Here is a 16964-nt window from a genome sequence, read left to right on the forward strand (position 1 = left end):
GGGACGCCTCAGCCCTTGACCGCGCCCGCGAGCGACCCGGACGAGAGCCGGCGCTGCATGAACGCGAAGAAGATCAGGCTGGGCAGTGTGGCGAGCAGTGAACCGGCGGCCAGTGGTCCCAGCCGGGCGGTGCCCTCGATGCCGACGAACCGGGCCAACGCCACCGGCAGGGTGGCCAACTCCGGGGTCTTGATCAGCACGAGCGCGAAGAAGAACTCGTTCCAGGCGGAGATGAAGGAGAACAGCGCGGTCGCGACCAGGCCCGGGGCGAGCAGCGGGAAGACCACCCGCCGCAGGACCTGCACCCGGCTCGCCCCGTCGACCGACGCGGCCTCCTCCAGCTCCCGGGGAATGTTGCGGACGAAGCCCTGCAGCATCCACAGCGCGAACGGCAACGCCCAGACCACGTAGATCAGCACCAGTCCGGCGTGCGTGTTGGCCAGGCCGACCTGCCGCAGCACCAGGAAGATCGGGATGATCAGCAGTACGAACGGGAAGAGCTGGGACAGCAGCACCCAGCCCAGCGCGGCGGTGCCGAGCTTGGAGCGGAACCGGGCCAGCGCGTACGACGCCGGCATGGCGACCAGCACGGTCAGCACCGCCGAGGCGAGCGAGACCTGGAGGCTGTTGAGCGCCGCCCGACCCAGCTCCTGCTCGGTGAAGGCCTGCACGAAGTTCTGCACCGTCGGGTTGTCCGGGATCAACGTCGGGTGCAGCCGGACCAGCTCACGTGGCGGCTTGAACGCCGTGGAGAGCAACCAGACCAGCGGGAACCCGAGGAAGATCAGGTAGCCGGCGAGGGCGAGGTACTGCAACGTCCGGCTGGTGCGGCTCGGTTTTCCGAACATGTCAGTTCGCCTCCCTGAGCCGACGACGGAGATAGACGGCCAGCAGCGCGATGATGAGGACGACCATCACGTTGCCGAGCGCGGCGGCGTAGCCGTAGTTGCCGTAGCGGAACGCCTCCTCGTAGGCGAAGAGCATCGGCAGCATCGTCTTGCCGCCGGGCCCGCCGGCGGTCAGCACGTAGACCAGACCGAACGAGTTGAAGTTCCAGATGAAGTCCAGCGAGGTGATCGCCACGATCACCGGTGCCAGGGCGGGCAGCGTGACGTGCCGGAACCGGTGCCAGGTGCTGGCCCCGTCCACAGCTGCCGCCTCGTGCAGCTCACGACCCACCCCCTGCAGACCGGCGAGCAGGACGACGGTGGTCTGCGGCATGCCCGCCCAGACCCCGACGATGATCACCGCGGGCAGTGCGGTGCTGAAGTCGCCGAGCCAGTTGGTGCGCAGCCCGTCGGCGCCGACGCGGTGGAAGAACTCGTTGATCAGGCCGGCGTCGGGGTGGTAGACGAGCTTCCAGAGGATGCCGACCACGACCGGCGGCATCGCCCACGGCACGACGGCCAGGACCCTGGCCACCCCGCGGAACCGCAACTGCTGGTTGAGCAGCAGGGCCAACCCGAGGGCGAGCAGGAACTGCAGGACTGTCACCCCGACCGCCCAGAGCAGGCCGATCTTGAACGAGTTCCAGAACAGCTCGTCGCCGAGCAGTTCGCGGTAGTTGGCGAGGCCGGTGAAGCTGACCTCGACGTTGCGCCCGGCCCGGGCGTCGGTGAAGCCGAGATAGATGCCGCGCAGCAGTGGAAACACCGACAGCACCAGGATCGGCAGCAGTGACGGCAGGAGCAGCAGGTAGATGGTGGTGCGATCGGACCGGAACCGGTTCGGCCGGCGGGCCGGCTCGGCCCGCTCGACGTCCGGCCGTTCGGTCAGGGTGGTCATGCGGTCACCCCTTCGCTGGACGGGTGGGTGGTCGGTGGGGCGCCCGGCGCGGCGGAGCGTGGTGCCGGCAGCGTCGCGGCGCTGGACGCCCGGACGGTGAGGCTCGGCGGCACCTGCTCGCGACGGGGCGGCAGGGTCGCGTCGGCCATGCGCTGCAAAAGCAGTTCGGCGGCGCGGCGACCTCGCTCGGCCGAACCGAGCGAGACGCTGGAGAGCTGGGGGAACATCATCCGGGCCAGTTCGGTGTCGTCCATGCCGACCACGGCCACGTCCTGCGGTACGCGGCGACCGGCAGCCAGCAGCGCGTGCAGCGCACCGACCGCGATCAGGTCGTTGGCGCAGACCAGGGCGTCCGGGTCGGTGCGGGCGAGAAGGCGTTCGGTGGCCGCCCGGCCGGCCGCGTACTGGAAGTCGCCGACCTCGACCAGCTCCTCGTCGAGCGCGATGCCGTGTCGGGCCACCGCGGCCCGGAATCCGGCGTCGCGCGCGGCACCCGGGACGGTGTCGAGCGGACCGTTGACGAAGCCGATGCGACGTCGGCCGGTGGCGACGAGATGCTCCACGGCCAGCGCCACGCCCTGCCGAGAGTCGGTACGCACGTTGTCGATCGGAGCGTCCGCGCCGAGCTGTCCGACGACCACCACCGGCACCGGGCTGTCCACCAGCGCGGTCAGGTGGTCGTCGGTGACGCGGATCGGCGAGACGATCATCCCGTCCACGTAGCGGTTGGCCAGCCGCCGCAGCAGGGCGGTCTCGTTGTCGATCCGCCCGCCGGTGGCGTGCACCAGCAGTTGCCGCCCGGACGACGCGACCACGGCCTCGATGGCGCGCATCATCTCGACGTACACCGGGTTGCCGATGTCCTCGACGGCGAGCGCGATCAGGCCGGTGCGCTGCGACTGCAGCGAACGGGCGATCGCGTTGGGCACGTAGCCCACCTCGGCCGCCGCCTCGCGGACCTTGCGGACCGTCTCGGGGCTGCCGCCGACGCCGTTGAGCACCCGCGAGGCGGACGCGATGGACACGCCGGCGCGGGCGGCGACGGTGTGCACCGTGGGCCGGCCGTCAGCCGGTTCCTGTAAACGTTTACGACCCACGTCCGGCACCTCCACCCGATAGCTGTAAACGTTTCCGGGAGTCTGCTCCGCGAATGCCGGAGAGGTCAACCCCCCGTTACGAAAACGTTTCCAACCCCACCCGCCGCCCTGCCCGCGGATACCGGTGATCAAGAGGTTTGCGTCCCGACACACCGGACGGGATGACGCAAACCTCTTGATCACCGAGGCGAGGGCGAGGTGGGCGGGGGCGGGTTGGGAGGCAGGGCCAGCTCCCGGCCGGGCCAGCGGGAGCGGAGTCTGCGGTCGTGGCTGGCGACGACAATGGCGCCTGGGCCGACGCCCAGGGCCTCCTCCAACTCGTCGCAGAGGGTCGGCGAGAGGTGGTTGGTGGGCTCATCGAGCAGGAGCAGCTCCGGCGGGTCGGCGACGAGCACCGCGAGAGCGAGCCGACGGCGCTGCCCGACCGACAGATCGGCCACCGGGCGGCCGAGGTCCGCCGGGGCGAGCAGTCCGAGGGACGACAGCGGTACGACCTCGGCCCGCTCCGCGCCGACGGCCGCGTCGAAGACCTGCCGGGCCGTCCGCCGCGCATCCGCGAAGACGCTGTCCTGGGCGAGCAGGCCGACCCGCAGACCCGGTCGTCGCCAGAGCGCTCCGGCACCGGTCAGATGGCCGACGAGCACGGCGAGCAGAGTGGACTTGCCCGCGCCGTTGGGGCCGGTCACCAGAAGCCGGTCGCGGGCCTTGATCTCCAGGTGTGCCACCCGCAGTCGGCCGGGAACCTCCAGCCGGTCCGCCGTGACGATGACCTCGCCGCCGTCACCGGTGGCGAGCATGGGCGCGTGGAAGCGCAACGGCTCCGACGGCACGGGTACGGGGTCGCGCTCGATCGTCTCCAGTCGGCGGGCGGCGTCGCGGACACGACGGGAGATCTGGTTCTGGACGCGCCCGGCGGTGTGCCCGTACCCCATCTTCTCGCTGTCGCGTGGGCCACGGCCGTGGGCGACCTGATGCCCGGTCACGGCCGCGGCCTCGCGCAGGTCGACAAGGAGCGCCTGCTCGTCCTCGTAGCGCCGACGCCACCGTTGCGCCTCGGCGCGCTTCGCCGTCAGGTACGCGGTGTAGCCGCCGCCGAAGCGGACCGGCCCGTCGACCGCCGGATCCAGGTCGATGAGATCCGTGCAGACCGCGTCCAGGAAGGCCCGGTCGTGACTGGCCACCACGACCACCCCGGGCATGGCACGGAGTTGTGCCTCGCAGAACGCCGCCGCCGCGTCGTCGAGGTGGTTGGTGGGCTCGTCGAGCAGCAGCGCGCTCGGCCGGCGGATCAGCATCGCCGCGAGCGCGAGCCGGCCACGTTGACCGCCGGAGAGGACGCCCAGCGTCCGGTCGTGGGGCAGGCCGCCGAGGCCGAGCCCGTCGAGGACCGTCCGGGCGCGCCGGTCGGCGTCCCAGGCGTCACGGTCCTGCGCCCGCTCCAGAACCTCGCCGTACGCGGCCAGCAGCCGGTCGTGCTGCTCGGTGCCCTGGGGCGAATCGGCGAGCGCGGTGCCGATCCGGTCCAGCTCGGCGAGGTCGGCACGGGCCTCGTGCAGCGCGTCCTCGAGGACCGCGGCGATGGTCGTGGATGGACGGAAGGGCAGCTCCTGGTGCAGGAAGCCGACGTCCGGTGGGCGCGTGACGCCGCCGGAATCGGGTACGTCGACGCCGGCCAGGACCCGCAGCAGGGTCGTCTTGCCGGTGCCGTTCTCACCGATCAGGCCGATCCGGTGGCCGGGCGCGGCGGTCAGCGAGACGCCGTCGAGCACCCGACGGTCGCCGTGGACCCGTACGAGGTCATGGGCGATCAGAGCAGGTCGAACAGACATGGGGAACCTCGGAGAACGATGATCCGGGGCCGCGCACGGGCACCCGGCGGGAGCAGGGCATGACGACGAGGGCCGCGGCGACGGCGGCGTGATCACACGCCTGTCGGCGGCCGGTCCGGGTGCTCACCCGGAGATGTCGTCGTCACCTGCCACGCCTGCTCCGATCTCCGGCAACTCGGGCGCAAGAATAACTCGCCGGCCGGGGGCAGCCTCCGCTGCCGTCGTTCCCGCCGACGTGCTCGACCGACCGCTCTCAGCCGGTCGCCACCAGCCGGGCGATCGTCGCCGGCTCGGCCAGGTGCGGGAAGTGGCTGCCGGGCAGCAGGGTCACCTCAACCTCCGGCAGGGCCCCGGTCAGCCAGGCCAGGTAGCGGGCCGGCGGCTCGGACGAGGTCACCCAGCGGTAGGGGATCGCCCGCTCGCCGATGGATCGCAGATCGCGGTGCCGCGCGGCGGCGATCTCCTCGTCAGATCCTCGCAGGATCTCGCCCCAGTAACCGAGCAACAGATCCGGCCGGGGATCGGTGGCGGTCGTCACGATCTCACGCGCCTCGGCCGGCAACGACTCGATGCCCATCCCGGCCAGCATGCCGTCCCACACCCGCCGCCAGTCCGGGCCACGCAGTGTCGGCTCGGACTGGCGTACGGCAGCACCGAATGGGCCGGGCAGCAGGATCTGGTCCAGGTTCACCACGCCACGGACCGGGTAGCGGGCCGCGTACGTGGTGGCGACCACCGCGCCCACCGAGTGCCCCACCACGACCGGCTCGGCGAGACCCGCCTCGGTCACCTGGTCGTGCACGACCTCGGCGACCTCGGCCATCCGGTACGAGGCTCTCCTCGGTGAATCGCCGTGACCGGGCAGGTCGAGAGCGAGCACCTGCCGGGCCGGATCGATCACCGCAAGCGCACGCCGGACCGGATCCCACTGTCGCCGGTCGAACGTGAGGCCGTGCAGCAGCACCAACGGTGGGCGGTGCTCGTCGTCATTCATCTCCGCGCCTTTCCTGCGTCCCGGTCTCGCGGTACCGCCCGAAGGTGAGGTGGCGGCGAAAGGAAGAGCGGCTCCATACGGCCAGGGTTCACCCCAGGGAGTCTCCCTGGGGTGAGAATCGTCGGCCCGGGCGAGGGTGACAGGCATGAGAAGACGACTGATCATGTTGATGGCGGCTGCCGTACCGCTGTCGGCCGTACTGCTGCCGATGGCCGCCGACGCGGGCGACAGCGGCACGGTTTCCGCGACGAGGTGTGCGGCCGTGCCGGTCGCCCCGCCCGCTGGCGCCAAGGTCGAGTCGGTCACGGCGGTCGCGCACGCAGGCGGAACCGTCACGTTCCCCGCCGTACCCCCGCTCGACGCACCGCCGCCGATCACCGATGTGCCTGCCTGGTGCGACATCACTGTCACCCTGGCCCACCCCGGTGCCGACGACCACGTCCAGGTCAAGATCTCGCTACCGCAGGATGCGCGACGGTGGACCGGTCGGTTCCAGGCCACCGGGGGCAGCGCCTACCTCGCCGGTGACTTCGGCGCCCCGCTGGTGAGCGCGGTGAAGAACGGCTATGTCGCCGCCGCCACCGACGCCGGTATCGGCCAGAATCCGGCCGACGTCAGCGGCTGGGCGCTCACCCCGGCCGGCACTGTCAACAAACCTCTGCTGAAGAACTTCGCCTCCCGCTCGCTGCACGACATGGCCGTCGTCGGCAAGGACGTCGCCAAGAGGTTCTACGGCACCCCGGTGCGCTACGCGTACTGGAACGGTTGCTCGACCGGCGGCCGCCAGGGCTACCTGGAGGCCCAGGACCACCCCAACGACTTCCAGGGCATCCTGGCCGACGCGCCGGCGGTCAACTGGGACCGGTTCGCGGTCGCGACGCTGTGGCCGCAGGTCGTCTTCAACGAGGAAAAGGTCCAGCCCACCCAGTGTGAGCTTGAGGCGTTCAACACCGCGGCGACCAAGGCCTGCGACACTCTCGACGGGGTCGCCGACGGCATCATCGACAACCCGCAGGACTGCCACTGGGACGCCCGGCGGCTGATCGGCACCACTGTCGTCTGCGAGGGCAAGGAGATCACGATCTCCGCCGCCACCGCCGACGCGGTCCGCAAGATCTGGGCCGGACCGGTCTCCCCCACCGGTGAGAAGCTCTGGTACGGCCCGAACAAGGGCGCGACCTTCGACTGGTTGGCGAAAGCGGGCGAGCCGTTCACCGTCGCCGACACCTGGGTCAAGTACTTCGTGCAGCGGGATCCCTCGTTCGACACCACGAAGCTGACCTACCAGCGGTTCGCGCAGATTTTCCGGGAGTCCCAGCAGCGCTACAACGACGTCATCGGCACCGACGATCCCGACCTGTCCGCGTTCGCCCGGGCCGGCGGGAAGCTGCTCAGCTGGCACGGCCAGGCCGATCAACTGGTGCCCACCCAGGGCACCGTCGACTACCGCGAGCGGGTCAACCGGGTGTCCGGCGGCAACCGCCGGGTCGACGACTTCTACCGGCTGTTCCTGCTGCCCGGCGTGGCCCACTGCGGCGGCGGCCCCGGCCCCCAGCCGACCGGTGAGCTGGACGCACTGGTCAACTGGGTGGAGAAGGGCCAGGCTCCGGCCACCCTCGCCACGTCGAGCGCCGACGGCAGCGTCACCCGCAACGCCTGTCGGTACCCGCAGGTGGCCCGCTTCACGGGTCACGGCGACCCGAAGGCGGCGGCGAACTACCGCTGCGTCACCGCCTGAGCACAGCTGAGGTCGGCGGCCCGGAGCGATCGCGCTCCGGGCCGCCGCCGACCGGGCCGTCAGGCGGTGCGGGCGCTCGCTTGCAGGCGTTCGATGGTGAGGTCGAGGGCGGCCTCGAGGTGATCGATCTTCCCGGTGGAGAGCAGCAGCAGTACGCCCCCCTGGATGCCGGCCAGCAGCGCCGCCGAGGCGCGCTCGGCGTCCACGTCCGGGGCGATGTCCCCGGTCGCCTGCATCTGTCGGATGCCCTCGGTGATCGCCGCCTGCCAGCGCCACATGAGCCCGGTCACGATCGCCTGCGCGCCGGGCGCCCGCCGGCCGGTCTGACCGAGCAGACCGTTGAGCGGGCACTTCACCCCCTGCGCGAGGTAACGCTCGATGAGCCGGTCGCGCCACGCCAGCCAGGCCGGCCAGGACGTCAGGTTGCTCAGCATCGGCTCCTGGTCGGTGAGCACCTGGTCGGCCTCGTGCTGGGCCACCGCGAGCAGCAATTCCTCCTTGCCGTCGGGGAAGTAGTGGAAGAGCTGGCCCTTGCTGGTGCCGGTCTGAGCCATCACGTCCTCAAGGCGCACGTCGTCGACGCCGCGCTCGCGGATCTCGGCGGCCGCGCCAGCCACGATCCGCGCGCGGGTCGCTGCGCCCTTGCGGGTCAACAGGCGTGTCATGGCACCACCTTAGCCCAAGCTTTGGACTTGCGGGTCCATTTTTGTCGAGCAAAAGTCGGCAACGCGCGGCCCGCTGCGGGCCGACACCACGATCGGGAGGGCACCACGATGAACCACTACTACCTGCTCGGGCGGTCCGGTCTGCGGGTGAGCCGGCTGGCGTTGGGCACGATGAACTTCGGCGTCGACGGTTTCCACGCCGCGTACGGCAAGACCGAGGAGGAGGCCGAGCCGATCTTCCGCCGGTATCTGGAGGCGGGCGGGAACTTCATCGACACGGCGGACTTCTACACCGCCGGGGAGAGCGAGAAGATCCTGGGCCGCCTGATCGACCAGGCCGGCGTCCGCGAGCGGCTCGTGCTCACCACCAAGGCCACCAACACCGTCGACCCGAGCGACCCGAACGCCAGCGGCAACGGACGCAAGCACGTCATGCGGGCCGTCGAGGCGTCGCTGCGCCGGCTCGGCACCGACTACATCGACCTGTACCTGCTGCACACCTGGGACCGGATCACGCCGGTCGAGGAGGTCGTGCACACCCTCGACGACCTGGTGCGCTCCGGCAAGATCCGGTACGCCGGGCTCTCCGACGTGCCGGCCTGGTACGCGGCCCGGGCGCAGAGCTACGCCGAGGCGCACGGTCTGGCCCCGATGATCAATCTGCAGCTGCCGTACTCCCTGGTCATGCGGGACATCGAGGCGGAGTACGTGGCGATGGCCCAGACCCTGGGCTTGGGCATCACGGCGTTCAGCCCGATCGGCGGCGGCCTGCTCAGCGGCAAGTACCGACGCACCAGCGAGGGCCTGAGCGGGACCGGACGGTTGACCACCCCCAACGCCGCGGGTCGGGAGATCAGCCCCAACGACTGGAAGGTCATCGAGGCGCTGGAGGACGTGGCCGCCGACCTGGGTCGCAGCATGGCGCAGGTCGCGATCAACTGGGTGGTCACCCAGCCCGCCGTCGGCTCGGTGATCATCGGGGCGAGCAGCGCCGAGCAGGTCGGCGGCAACTTCGAGGCGCTCGACTTCGAGATCCCGGCCGACGCCCGTCGCCGGCTCGACGAGGCCAGCGCCCCGAACCTCGGGCTGCCGTACGGCATGTTCACCCCGCAGTACCAGTCCTGGGTGGTGAGCCCCGGCCTCGGCATCGGTGACAAGCCGGCCGGCTACGCCCCGCCGGTGCTCAACGCCGCCACCCAGCCCACCAAGTGAAGGGACCCGACATGGCACAGGGCAACGACACCCTGGTTCGTGAGTTCGTCGAGGCGTTCAACACCAAGGACGCGGACCGCCTCGTTCCCTACCTGCACCCCGAGGTCGTGTTCCACGCGTACGGCGACCAGCCGGTGCACGGTCGGGACGCGGTCGTGGAGGTGTGGCGTGGCGTCTTCGGGACGTTCGCGGAGATCCGTTTCGCGACCGTGCACCAGGCGGTCGACGGCGACGTCGTGATCGCCGAACAGGTCCACGGTCTCGGCCTGCCGGGCCGACCGGTCGCCCCGGTGATGAACATGGCGATCTACGAGATCCGGGACGGCAAGATCGCCGCCTGGCGTGACTACACCAACCCGGAGTACGCCCAGAAGCTCGTCACCGGCTGACCCGCCCGCGGGCCCGCGGCCACGAACCCGTAGCCGGGGTCGTGGCCGCGGGCCGTCCTTCTGCCGCAAACCCCCATGGAGGAAGACATGCACGCCATCCGAATGCACGAGTACGGCGGACCGGAGGTGCTCCGCTACGAGGAGGCACCGGTGCCCGTCCCCGGACCTGGCGAGGTCCTGATCAAGGTCGCCGGTACGTCGTTCAACCCGGCGGACGCCGTCATCCGAGCCGGAGTCCTGCACCACTCCCATCCCGTCCGGATGCCGCACATCCCTGGCACCGACGTCGCCGGCACGATCGTCGAACTCGGCCCGGGTGTCACCAGCCACGCGGTCGGCGACCGGGTCATCGCGGCCCTGCCGCGACCGGCGGACGGCGCCACCGGGGAGTTCACCCTCGCTCCGGCGGCGACTGTGGTTCCCGCGCCGACGCGCATCCCGCTCGCCGACGCCGCCGCCCTTCCGATCGCCGGGCTCACCGCCTGGCAGGGCATCCACGACCACCTGCGGGTCCGGCCCGGCCAGCGCATCCTGGTCAACGGCGCGGGCGGTGGCGTCGGTCGGTTGGCCGTGCAGTTCGCCAAGCTGGCTGGGGCCACCGTCGTGGGCGTGGCAGGTCCGGCCAGCATCACGGCAGCCCAGTCGGCCGGTCCCGACCAGATCCTGGACTACACGGTCGACCGGCTGACCGAGCCGGTCGACGCGGTGTTCAACACGGCACCCGTCGACGGGTCCGGCTTGAGTCGGCTCGTCGCCCTCGTTCAGCCGGGGGGCCGTCTGGTCTCGATCACCTCGTCCCCGGCGACGGACCGCCGCCACGCGGTGCGCGCGATGGTCATGACCGTCCGCTGGGATCCCGCCCACCTCAACGAGATCGCCCGCCGGGTGGATGCCGACGGGATCTCACCGGGCGTCAGCGAGCGCCTCCCGATGACCGAGATCGTCGAGGTGCACCGCCGCCACGCCGCCGGCCGCCTGTCGGGCAAGGTCGTGCTCAGTCACTAGGTGAGCGGCCTGCGGTCAGCGGTCGCGCAGGGCCGCCGCCAGCTCACGGCGCGACCCGATGCCGAGCTTGGTGAACACTTTGCGCAGGTGCCACTCGACGGTACGCGGGCTGAGGAACAGCGCGGCACCGATCTCCGGGTTGGTCTGCCCCGCTACCGCGAGTCGGGCGATCTGCGCCTCCTGCGGGGTGAGCTCGACCGGCTCGCCGAGGGTCCGCCTGCGGACGGTCTCGCCGGTGGCGAGCAGTTCCCGGCTCGCCCGCTCGGCGAAGCCCTCCGCCCCCATGGTGGCGAATGCCTCGTGCGCGGCACGCAGCTGGACCCGGGCGTCGGTGCGGCGGTTCTCCCGGCGCAGCCACTCGCCGTACAGCAGGCGGGCCCTGGCCAGTTGCACACCGAGCTGGCCGCCGGTCAACCGCTCGACCGCCTCCCGGTACCGGTCCTCGGCCCTCCCCGACGTTGCGGTCAGGGCGTCGGCGAGGGACTGCACGCCGAGCGCCCAGCTCGTGCCGGCCGCGCCGGTACGCTCCGCGAGGCGCTCCCGTGCCTCGGCGGCCACCTCGGTCTCTCCGGCGCGTACGGCGGCCTCGATCAGCTCACCCAGTGTCCAGTTGAACACGGCAAGGTCCACGTACTCGGTCGCCTGACGCGCGGCGTCCAGCGCGGCCGGGTACTGCCCGAGCCCGTTCGCCAGCACCGCTCTGGCGTAGCCGGCCAGGCCGAGCAGGCGACCCTCGCCACGCGCGTCGGCGTCCTTGACGGTGGCGTCGATCAGCTCCATCGCGGGCAGCTCCCGGCCGCGGTGGGCGGCCAGGGTGAGCGAGGCGGACGGATGCATGGCCATCCCGGTGCCCTGACCGAGGGCATCGGCCTCGTCGAGCAGACCGGCCGCGTCGACGAACCGACCCGCGAACACCAGTGCGCCGGAGCGGAACGCCAACGCTGTGGGCAGCAGCGACAGCGCACCGGTGGCCCGGGCGAAGCCGACCGCCCGCTCGGTGAGCCGGAACCAGGCGGCGTCGTCCCACACCTCGTGCGCGACCGGCCCGGCCAGCCAGAGCAGGTGCAGGTTCTCGTCCACCGTCATCGTTTCGAGAGCCCGGCGGAGATACGGCACGGCGTGCGCGTACCCGTCGAGGGTCCATGCCGTGAGGCCGGTCAGGAACAGGCCGGCCGGCTCGTCGCCGGCCGGCACGCCGCGGGCCGCCTCGGCCGCCCGGCGCAGGTCGCCGCCGGCGAGCCGGCCCGCGTGTACGGCGGCACCCACCGCCGAGAGGTACGTGGTGCGCGCCGAGGCGCGATCCAGCTCCCGGAGACGGCCGGCGGCAGCGAGCAGCGGCGGGCCGGCGGCTCGTCCGGGATTGAGCGCGAACGCGACCTGGGCCCGCAGACGCTCCACCCCGGCCCGCTGCAACGGTTCGAGTGGACCCAACTCGGCGGCCGCCAGCAGGTCCGGAACCTGATTCAGCTCTCCCGCGTCGAATCGAGCCCGTGCGGCGCCCAGGGCGCGTACGGCACGCGACGTCGGGTCCGGGGTGAGCTCGACGGCGCGCTCGAGGAAGGACGCGGCGGCGGACCGACCGCCCCGGGCGAGCGCCCGACCGGCCGAACACTCCAGTTCACCGGCCACCTCCTCGTCCGGGCCGACGGCGGCGTGGGCCCGGTGCCAGGCCCGGCGGTCGGGATCCTGATCCGGATCGGTCGCCTCGGCGAGCACACGGTGCACCTCACGCAGCTCGTCGGCCTCGGCCAACCGCCAGGCAGCCGAACGCACCAGCGGGTGCCGGAACCGCACCCTCGCCCCGAACTCGACCAGTCCGGCGGCCTCGGCCGGCGCGGCGGCGTCAGGCCCGACCCCCAACCGCGCCACCGCGCGCCACAGCAGCGTCACGTCGCCGACCGGCTCGACCGCCGCGGCGAGCAGGAGTTGGCGGGTGTCCGCCGGAAGCGCGGTGATGCGCCGCCGGAAGCCCTCCTCCATCCGGCTCGCCAGGGGTGCTGCGGCCTGTCCGCCGAACCCGAACGCCAGCTCCGCCGGTGTCAGGCCGCGTGGCAACTCGAGCAGGGCGAGCGGGTTGCCGCGCGTCTCGGCGACGATCCGGTCGCGGACCCGGTCGTCGACCGGCCCGGGTAGCACCGAATCCAGCAGTGCCCGCGCCTCCGCGGCCGGCAACCCGTCGACCCGCAGCTCCGGCAGGCTGCCGAGGATCTGCTCGTCCCCCGGGCTGCGGGAGGCGAAGACCAGCGCGATCGACTCCTCGTCCAGTCGGCGGGCGACAAAGGTGAGGATGACCTCCGACATGCGGTCCATCCACTGCACGTCGTCCACGATGCAGACCAGTGGCTGTTCCGCCGCGGCCTCGGCGAGCAGCCCGAGGACGGCGAGACCGATGAGCAGCCCTTCCGGCGGCTCGCCGGGGCTCAGCCCGAAAGCGGTGGCGAGGGCGAGCCGTTGTGGCTCCGGCAACCTGTCGAGGTGACCGAGGAGCGGCGCGCAGAGTTGCTGGAGCGCCGAGTACGCGATCTCGGACTCCGGCTCCACCCCGGCGGCCCGGGTCACCCGACCGGCCGACGCCTGCTCGCTGAGGTAGTCCAGGAGTGCGCTCTTACCGGCACCGGCCTCGCCGCGGAGCACCAGCACCCGGCTGTGCCCGGCGCGGACGTCGCGCAGGAGTCGGTCGAGCGTGTCCCGCTCGCGTCGGCGTCCCCGCAGCGCGGAACCCTCGGTGTAACTCGGCACGTCATCCTCCCCGGCGGAGGGTACACCGAGTGAGATCACCGATCCCGGGTCCGGCCAGTTCAAGGGCGGTCCCCCGCGCGTCTCGTGCGCGAGGGACCGCCTGGAGATCAGGCGCCCAGACCGGCGGTCCGGGCCATGTAGTCGGCGTACCAGATCGGCCAGTCCGCGTCCTCGTGACCGAGTTCCGCCTCGTGCCGGCCGTGCGCCGCAGCGGCGTCGCGCAGGGCCTGCTCCACCTCGGGCACCGAGCCGTAGACGACGTGGGCGATCCGACCTGGTTGCCGCACGGTGACCTCCTGGAGGACGAAGCCGTTGCCGTCCGGGTCGCTGAACGACGCGAACGAGCTGTACGACAGTCGCTCCGGCTGCGGGCCGGTCACCCGGTCGCGCGTGCCGGCGTGGTGGAACACGCCCCCGGAGTCGTGGAAGACCTCGCTCACCTCGATCCCACGGGCGACCAGTTCCGCGCGGGCGGCGACCACGTCGTCCACGACCAGGTGGATGCCCTGCACCGATCCCGGCGCGGCGTCGGACACCCCGTCACCGATGATGATCGAAGACGCCGAGCCGGGCGGGGTGAAGTGCACGACGCGGTAGCCGTCCGGTGCGACGTAGTCGACGTCCTGCCGGAAGCCGACCTTCTGGTAGAAGTCCCGGGCCCGGTCCACGTCCGAGACCGGCAGGACGACGACCTCGAGCTTGAAATCCACGATCTTCACTCCTCGGTTGCGGCGGACGCCGTTCGCGCCCGGTGTTCACCGTCGCGCGTCGAACCGACCGGTCGCCCCAGGGAGAACCCCTGGCCTGCGCCCTGGCCGCCGGCGGAGCCAGGTCGGTCGGAGGCCAGTGCCTCGGCCAGGGTGTCTCCCTGGGGCGGCCGAGCGGCACGGCCGGAACAGTTGTCCGGGTCATCGACTCGACCGGCAGAAAGCTGACACTCGGATGTCTCCCCTCTTTCGCATCTACCTCGTCCGTGGCCTCGTGGCGATCGCCTGGGCCGCCGGATTCTCGACCGTCAGCGACTCGCTCACCGCCATCACCGTGGTCCTCCTGATCGCGTATCCACTCATCGACGTGGTGGCCTCGCTGCTCGACGCGCGCGAGGACCCGGGCACCCCGGCCCGCACGCTGCAGATCTTCAACACCACGCTCAGCGCGCTGGCGGCACTCGCCCTGGGGCTGGCGGCGAGCAGCGGGATCGGCGCCGTGCTCTTCACCTTCGGCGTCTGGGCGATCGTCTCCGGCGTGGCCCAGTTCACCGTCGCCATCCGCCGCAACAGCCCCGAACTCGGCCGCCAGTGGCCGATGCTGATCGCCGGCGCGCTCTCGGTCATCGCCGGCGCGACCTACCTGCCCGCCGCCCTCGGCGCCGAGCCGAGCCTCAGCATGCTGGTCGTCTACACCGCGGCCGGCGGTGTCTTCTTCGTTCTGCAAGCCGCGAGCCTCGCCTGGCGGCAGCGCCGACAGACCGTCCGGGTCTGACCGACCGACGCCGTGGGGGCGGGGTTTCACCTGCCGCCACGGCGTCGTCGACGGTCACTGGCCGGCGCTGGTCCTGCCGGCGAGTCCGGATGTCGGCGCAGTTTCACCCTCGTACAGCGCGACGTACCGCCGCCGCCACTCGTCGCCGTCGGTGCCGAGGTTGAGGGTGTTGTGTTCGACGCCCAGCGCTTCGGGCAGGGTGCAGACCCGCAGCGGTATCGCGTTCGCGTCGGCGATGCGGCGTGGCACGTCGACTGCCGCTTCGAGGTCCACCACGCCGTCGAGCGGGCTGACCACCACCGCCACGCTTCGCAGGCCGGTGCGTCGAGGCGGGCGCGGCAGGGTGCGGGCGATCGACAGGTACTGGGTGACGGCGGCGAGGGAGTACCCGCGCGACGTGACCCGGTCCCGGAGGACGCGACGCCCGTACAGCAGGATGAGGGGTCTGACCGCGTAGGCCGGCGCCTGTCGCGGATTCGGACCGAAGAACGGCGACAGCACCAGCAGGCGGCGTACGGCGGCGCCGGGCACCTGGGCCAGCCAGGTGGCGAGCACGGCACCGCCGGAGATCCCCACGACGCCCACCTCGTCGCCCAGGGCCGCCGCGATCGCCCAGGCCTGCGCGGCGTACGTCGTCAGCTCCTCGGCCTCGACCCGGTGGTGGGCCTGCCGGTCGACGGTCCCGTGCTGCGGGGCCCGTGGCACCCAGACGTTGTAGCCACTGTCGAAGAACTCCTGGGCCAGTTCGTCGTACTGCTCCGGCGCGAGGGTGTATCCGTGCAGCAGCAGGACGGCCCGGTCGGTACGGGAGCCGTGGCTGAGCAGGCGGCTTCGCGACTCCGGCCGGACCTCCGGGTCCGTGGTCTCGTTCGCGACGTGGGCCTCGGCGGCACGGACGGCGGTGTCGAAGTCGAGTGGTTGCGCGGGCGCGAGGCGGCGGCCAGGACGACGCACCGGCCAGAGCCAGAGCCCGGCGACGGCCGCCACGACCAGCGCCGATCCGCCGACGACGACGAACGCGATGATCTCCGGCATGGGCAGATGGTGGCACTGACGGCGGCCGACGCCGGCCGAGGGGTGCGCCCCGGTGACAGGGCGCACCCCGCTCGGCTATTCCGGGGAGTTCGGCGGTGCGAAGGTCACCCGGGTACGCAACTGCCGGAATCCGGTCCGTTCCAGCTCCGCCAGGACCGCCACCCGGTGCGCCTCGACGTCGGCGATGACCTCCCGGGCACCTCCGGCGACAAGCACCCGGACCGCCTCGGCCAGCAGGTCGGGCCGGGCCGCCTCGTCGAGCAGGCCGAGATAGGCGAGCAGCGGGTAGCAGGCGTCTCCGGCGGTGCCGAGCAGGCCCACCGGCCGGCCGGCCTCCAGCGCGACCCGCCACCCCTGCACCGCATCCCCCAACCAACCGAGGGGGTCGGTCGCCAGGTCGACGCCGCCGACCGCTCGTGCGGTCTCGACGCCGGTCAGCACGTCGGGCTCGGCGATCCGGGCGACCATGGCGTTGATCTCCGCCGCGTCGACCGGCGCTCGGAAGGCGTACCGCCCGGAGGACGCCGGCAGGGGTGTGCCCGTCCAGGAGCACCGGATCCGTTCCCCCCGCTCGACCAGCCCGGCGAGCTGGGCGGCGGCCATCGGTGCCCGCACCACGGCCAGCACCTCGGGTCGACGCCGCCAGTGCGCCGGCAGGGCGGCGTAGTACAGACCGGGACCGCCGAGTGCCTCGTGGGCGGCGCGCAGCAGCGCGGCGCCCACCTCCGGCTCGGCGTCCAGGTCGAACCGGTCCAGCCAGGGGGCGCCGATCGCGCCCGGCGGGAGCAGCCAGGCGGCCCGGCCGACCACCCGGTCGGCGCGCAGTGCGACCCAGGTGGTCTCGGGACGGTAGCCGCCGCCGGCGACTCCGTCGGCGTAGGGGACCTGGCGGAGTTGGGGCAGCGGATCGGGCATGGAGTCGAACAGGTTTTCCTCGCCCGCGACGAGCGGACGGATGACGAGATCGGTCATGGCTGGGCCTCCGGGAAGCGAG

15 protein-coding genes are annotated in these 16964 nt (G+C 72.1%); 5 read left to right on the forward strand and 10 right to left on the reverse strand.

The window, feature by feature from the left end:
* Positions 1-8: 8 nt before the first annotated feature.
* The 5 genes from O7614_RS20215 to O7614_RS20235 all read right to left on the reverse strand — a co-directional run bounded on the left by O7614_RS20215 (position 9) and on the right by O7614_RS20235 (position 5705).
* Complete coding sequence (locus O7614_RS20215) at positions 9-848, reverse strand: carbohydrate ABC transporter permease (protein WP_278140038.1); 840 nt, start codon at positions 846-848, stop codon at positions 9-11.
* 1 nt (position 849) lies between these two features.
* On the reverse strand, positions 850-1785 hold the full coding sequence (locus tag O7614_RS20220; protein ID WP_278140039.1) for a sugar ABC transporter permease: 936 nt from the start codon (positions 1783-1785) through the stop codon (positions 850-852).
* Positions 1782-2882, reverse strand: coding sequence for a LacI family DNA-binding transcriptional regulator (locus O7614_RS20225; protein WP_278140040.1), 1101 nt, complete (start codon positions 2880-2882; stop codon positions 1782-1784). The genes O7614_RS20220 and O7614_RS20225 overlap by 4 nt, the downstream gene beginning before the upstream one ends.
* 179 nt (positions 2883-3061) lie before the next feature.
* Positions 3062-4711: an ABC-F family ATP-binding cassette domain-containing protein gene (locus O7614_RS20230; RefSeq protein WP_278140041.1), complete on the reverse strand. Its 1650-nt coding sequence runs from the start codon at positions 4709-4711 to the stop codon at positions 3062-3064.
* A 253-nt stretch (positions 4712-4964) separates the two neighbouring features.
* Positions 4965-5705: an alpha/beta fold hydrolase gene (locus tag O7614_RS20235; protein WP_278140042.1), complete on the reverse strand. Its 741-nt coding sequence runs from the start codon at positions 5703-5705 to the stop codon at positions 4965-4967.
* A gap of 145 nt (positions 5706-5850) precedes the next feature.
* Here O7614_RS20235 and O7614_RS20240 point away from each other — a divergent pair, with 145 nt between their 5' ends.
* A complete protein-coding gene (locus O7614_RS20240) occupies positions 5851-7443 on the forward strand; it encodes a tannase/feruloyl esterase family alpha/beta hydrolase (protein WP_278140043.1) in 1593 nt (530 codons plus the stop codon).
* Between the two features lie 59 nt (positions 7444-7502).
* Here the strand turns inward: O7614_RS20240 and O7614_RS20245 are convergent, their stop codons facing one another.
* Positions 7503-8108, reverse strand: coding sequence for a TetR/AcrR family transcriptional regulator (locus O7614_RS20245; RefSeq protein ID WP_278140044.1), 606 nt, complete (start codon positions 8106-8108; stop codon positions 7503-7505).
* A 108-nt stretch (positions 8109-8216) separates the two neighbouring features.
* On the opposite strand from O7614_RS20245, the gene O7614_RS20250 reads away from it, so the two are divergent.
* The 3 genes from O7614_RS20250 (at position 8217) to O7614_RS20260 (ending at position 10714) form a co-directional block, all read left to right on the forward strand.
* Positions 8217-9320: an aldo/keto reductase gene (locus O7614_RS20250; protein ID WP_278140045.1), complete on the forward strand. Its 1104-nt coding sequence runs from the start codon at positions 8217-8219 to the stop codon at positions 9318-9320.
* A gap of 11 nt (positions 9321-9331) precedes the next feature.
* The gene (locus O7614_RS20255) at positions 9332-9709 is read left to right on the forward strand and encodes a nuclear transport factor 2 family protein (protein ID WP_278140046.1); all 378 of its coding nucleotides are present in this window, start codon (positions 9332-9334) and stop codon (positions 9707-9709) included.
* An 87-nt stretch (positions 9710-9796) separates the two neighbouring features.
* The gene (locus O7614_RS20260; protein ID WP_278140047.1) at positions 9797-10714 is read left to right on the forward strand and encodes an NADP-dependent oxidoreductase; all 918 of its coding nucleotides are present in this window, start codon (positions 9797-9799) and stop codon (positions 10712-10714) included.
* Between the two features lie 15 nt (positions 10715-10729).
* Here the strand turns inward: O7614_RS20260 and O7614_RS20265 are convergent, their stop codons facing one another.
* Together O7614_RS20265 and O7614_RS20270 are read right to left on the reverse strand one after the other, a co-directional pair.
* On the reverse strand, positions 10730-13453 hold the full coding sequence (locus tag O7614_RS20265) for a LuxR family transcriptional regulator (RefSeq protein ID WP_278140048.1): 2724 nt from the start codon (positions 13451-13453) through the stop codon (positions 10730-10732).
* A 107-nt stretch (positions 13454-13560) separates the two neighbouring features.
* Positions 13561-14163 (reverse strand): VOC family protein, encoded by a 603-nt coding sequence (locus tag O7614_RS20270; protein WP_278140049.1) that lies wholly within the window; start codon positions 14161-14163, stop codon positions 13561-13563.
* A 232-nt stretch (positions 14164-14395) separates the two neighbouring features.
* Here O7614_RS20270 and O7614_RS20275 point away from each other — a divergent pair, with 232 nt between their 5' ends.
* Positions 14396-14935 (forward strand): DUF308 domain-containing protein, encoded by a 540-nt coding sequence (locus tag O7614_RS20275; protein ID WP_278140050.1) that lies wholly within the window; start codon positions 14396-14398, stop codon positions 14933-14935.
* A 54-nt stretch (positions 14936-14989) separates the two neighbouring features.
* On the opposite strand, the gene O7614_RS20280 is transcribed toward O7614_RS20275, so the two are convergent.
* Positions 14990-15970, reverse strand: a complete 981-nt coding sequence (locus O7614_RS20280) for an alpha/beta fold hydrolase (RefSeq protein WP_278140051.1) — start codon at positions 15968-15970, stop codon at positions 14990-14992.
* A 75-nt stretch (positions 15971-16045) separates the two neighbouring features.
* Entirely contained in the window at positions 16046-16942 is an 897-nt protein-coding gene (locus tag O7614_RS20285) for an acetyltransferase (protein ID WP_278140052.1), read from the reverse strand.
* Between the last annotated feature and the right edge of the window lie 22 nt (positions 16943-16964).

The organism is Micromonospora sp. WMMD961, from assembly GCF_029626145.1.
In the GTDB taxonomy this organism is placed as follows: domain Bacteria; phylum Actinomycetota; class Actinomycetes; order Mycobacteriales; family Micromonosporaceae; genus Micromonospora.

Coding starts and splice junctions, on each gene's coding strand:
- O7614_RS20240 (WP_278140043.1), top strand. CDS start 5,851: ATGAGAAGACGACTGATCATGTTGATGGCGGCTGCCGTACCGCTGTCG.
- O7614_RS20260 (WP_278140047.1), top strand. CDS start 9,797: ATGCACGCCATCCGAATGCACGAGTACGGCGGACCGGAGGTGCTCCGC.
- O7614_RS20235 (WP_278140042.1), bottom strand. CDS start 5,705: ATGAATGACGACGAGCACCGCCCACCGTTGGTGCTGCTGCACGGCCTC.
- O7614_RS20280 (WP_278140051.1), bottom strand. CDS start 15,970: ATGCCGGAGATCATCGCGTTCGTCGTCGTCGGCGGATCGGCGCTGGTC.
- O7614_RS20250 (WP_278140045.1), top strand. CDS start 8,217: ATGAACCACTACTACCTGCTCGGGCGGTCCGGTCTGCGGGTGAGCCGG.
- O7614_RS20275 (WP_278140050.1), top strand. CDS start 14,396: ATGTCTCCCCTCTTTCGCATCTACCTCGTCCGTGGCCTCGTGGCGATC.
- O7614_RS20220 (WP_278140039.1), bottom strand. CDS start 1,785: ATGACCACCCTGACCGAACGGCCGGACGTCGAGCGGGCCGAGCCGGCC.
- O7614_RS20255 (WP_278140046.1), top strand. CDS start 9,332: ATGGCACAGGGCAACGACACCCTGGTTCGTGAGTTCGTCGAGGCGTTC.
- O7614_RS20245 (WP_278140044.1), bottom strand. CDS start 8,108: ATGACACGCCTGTTGACCCGCAAGGGCGCAGCGACCCGCGCGCGGATC.
- O7614_RS20230 (WP_278140041.1), bottom strand. CDS start 4,711: ATGTCTGTTCGACCTGCTCTGATCGCCCATGACCTCGTACGGGTCCAC.
- O7614_RS20285 (WP_278140052.1), bottom strand. CDS start 16,942: ATGACCGATCTCGTCATCCGTCCGCTCGTCGCGGGCGAGGAAAACCTG.
- O7614_RS20215 (WP_278140038.1), bottom strand. CDS start 848: ATGTTCGGAAAACCGAGCCGCACCAGCCGGACGTTGCAGTACCTCGCC.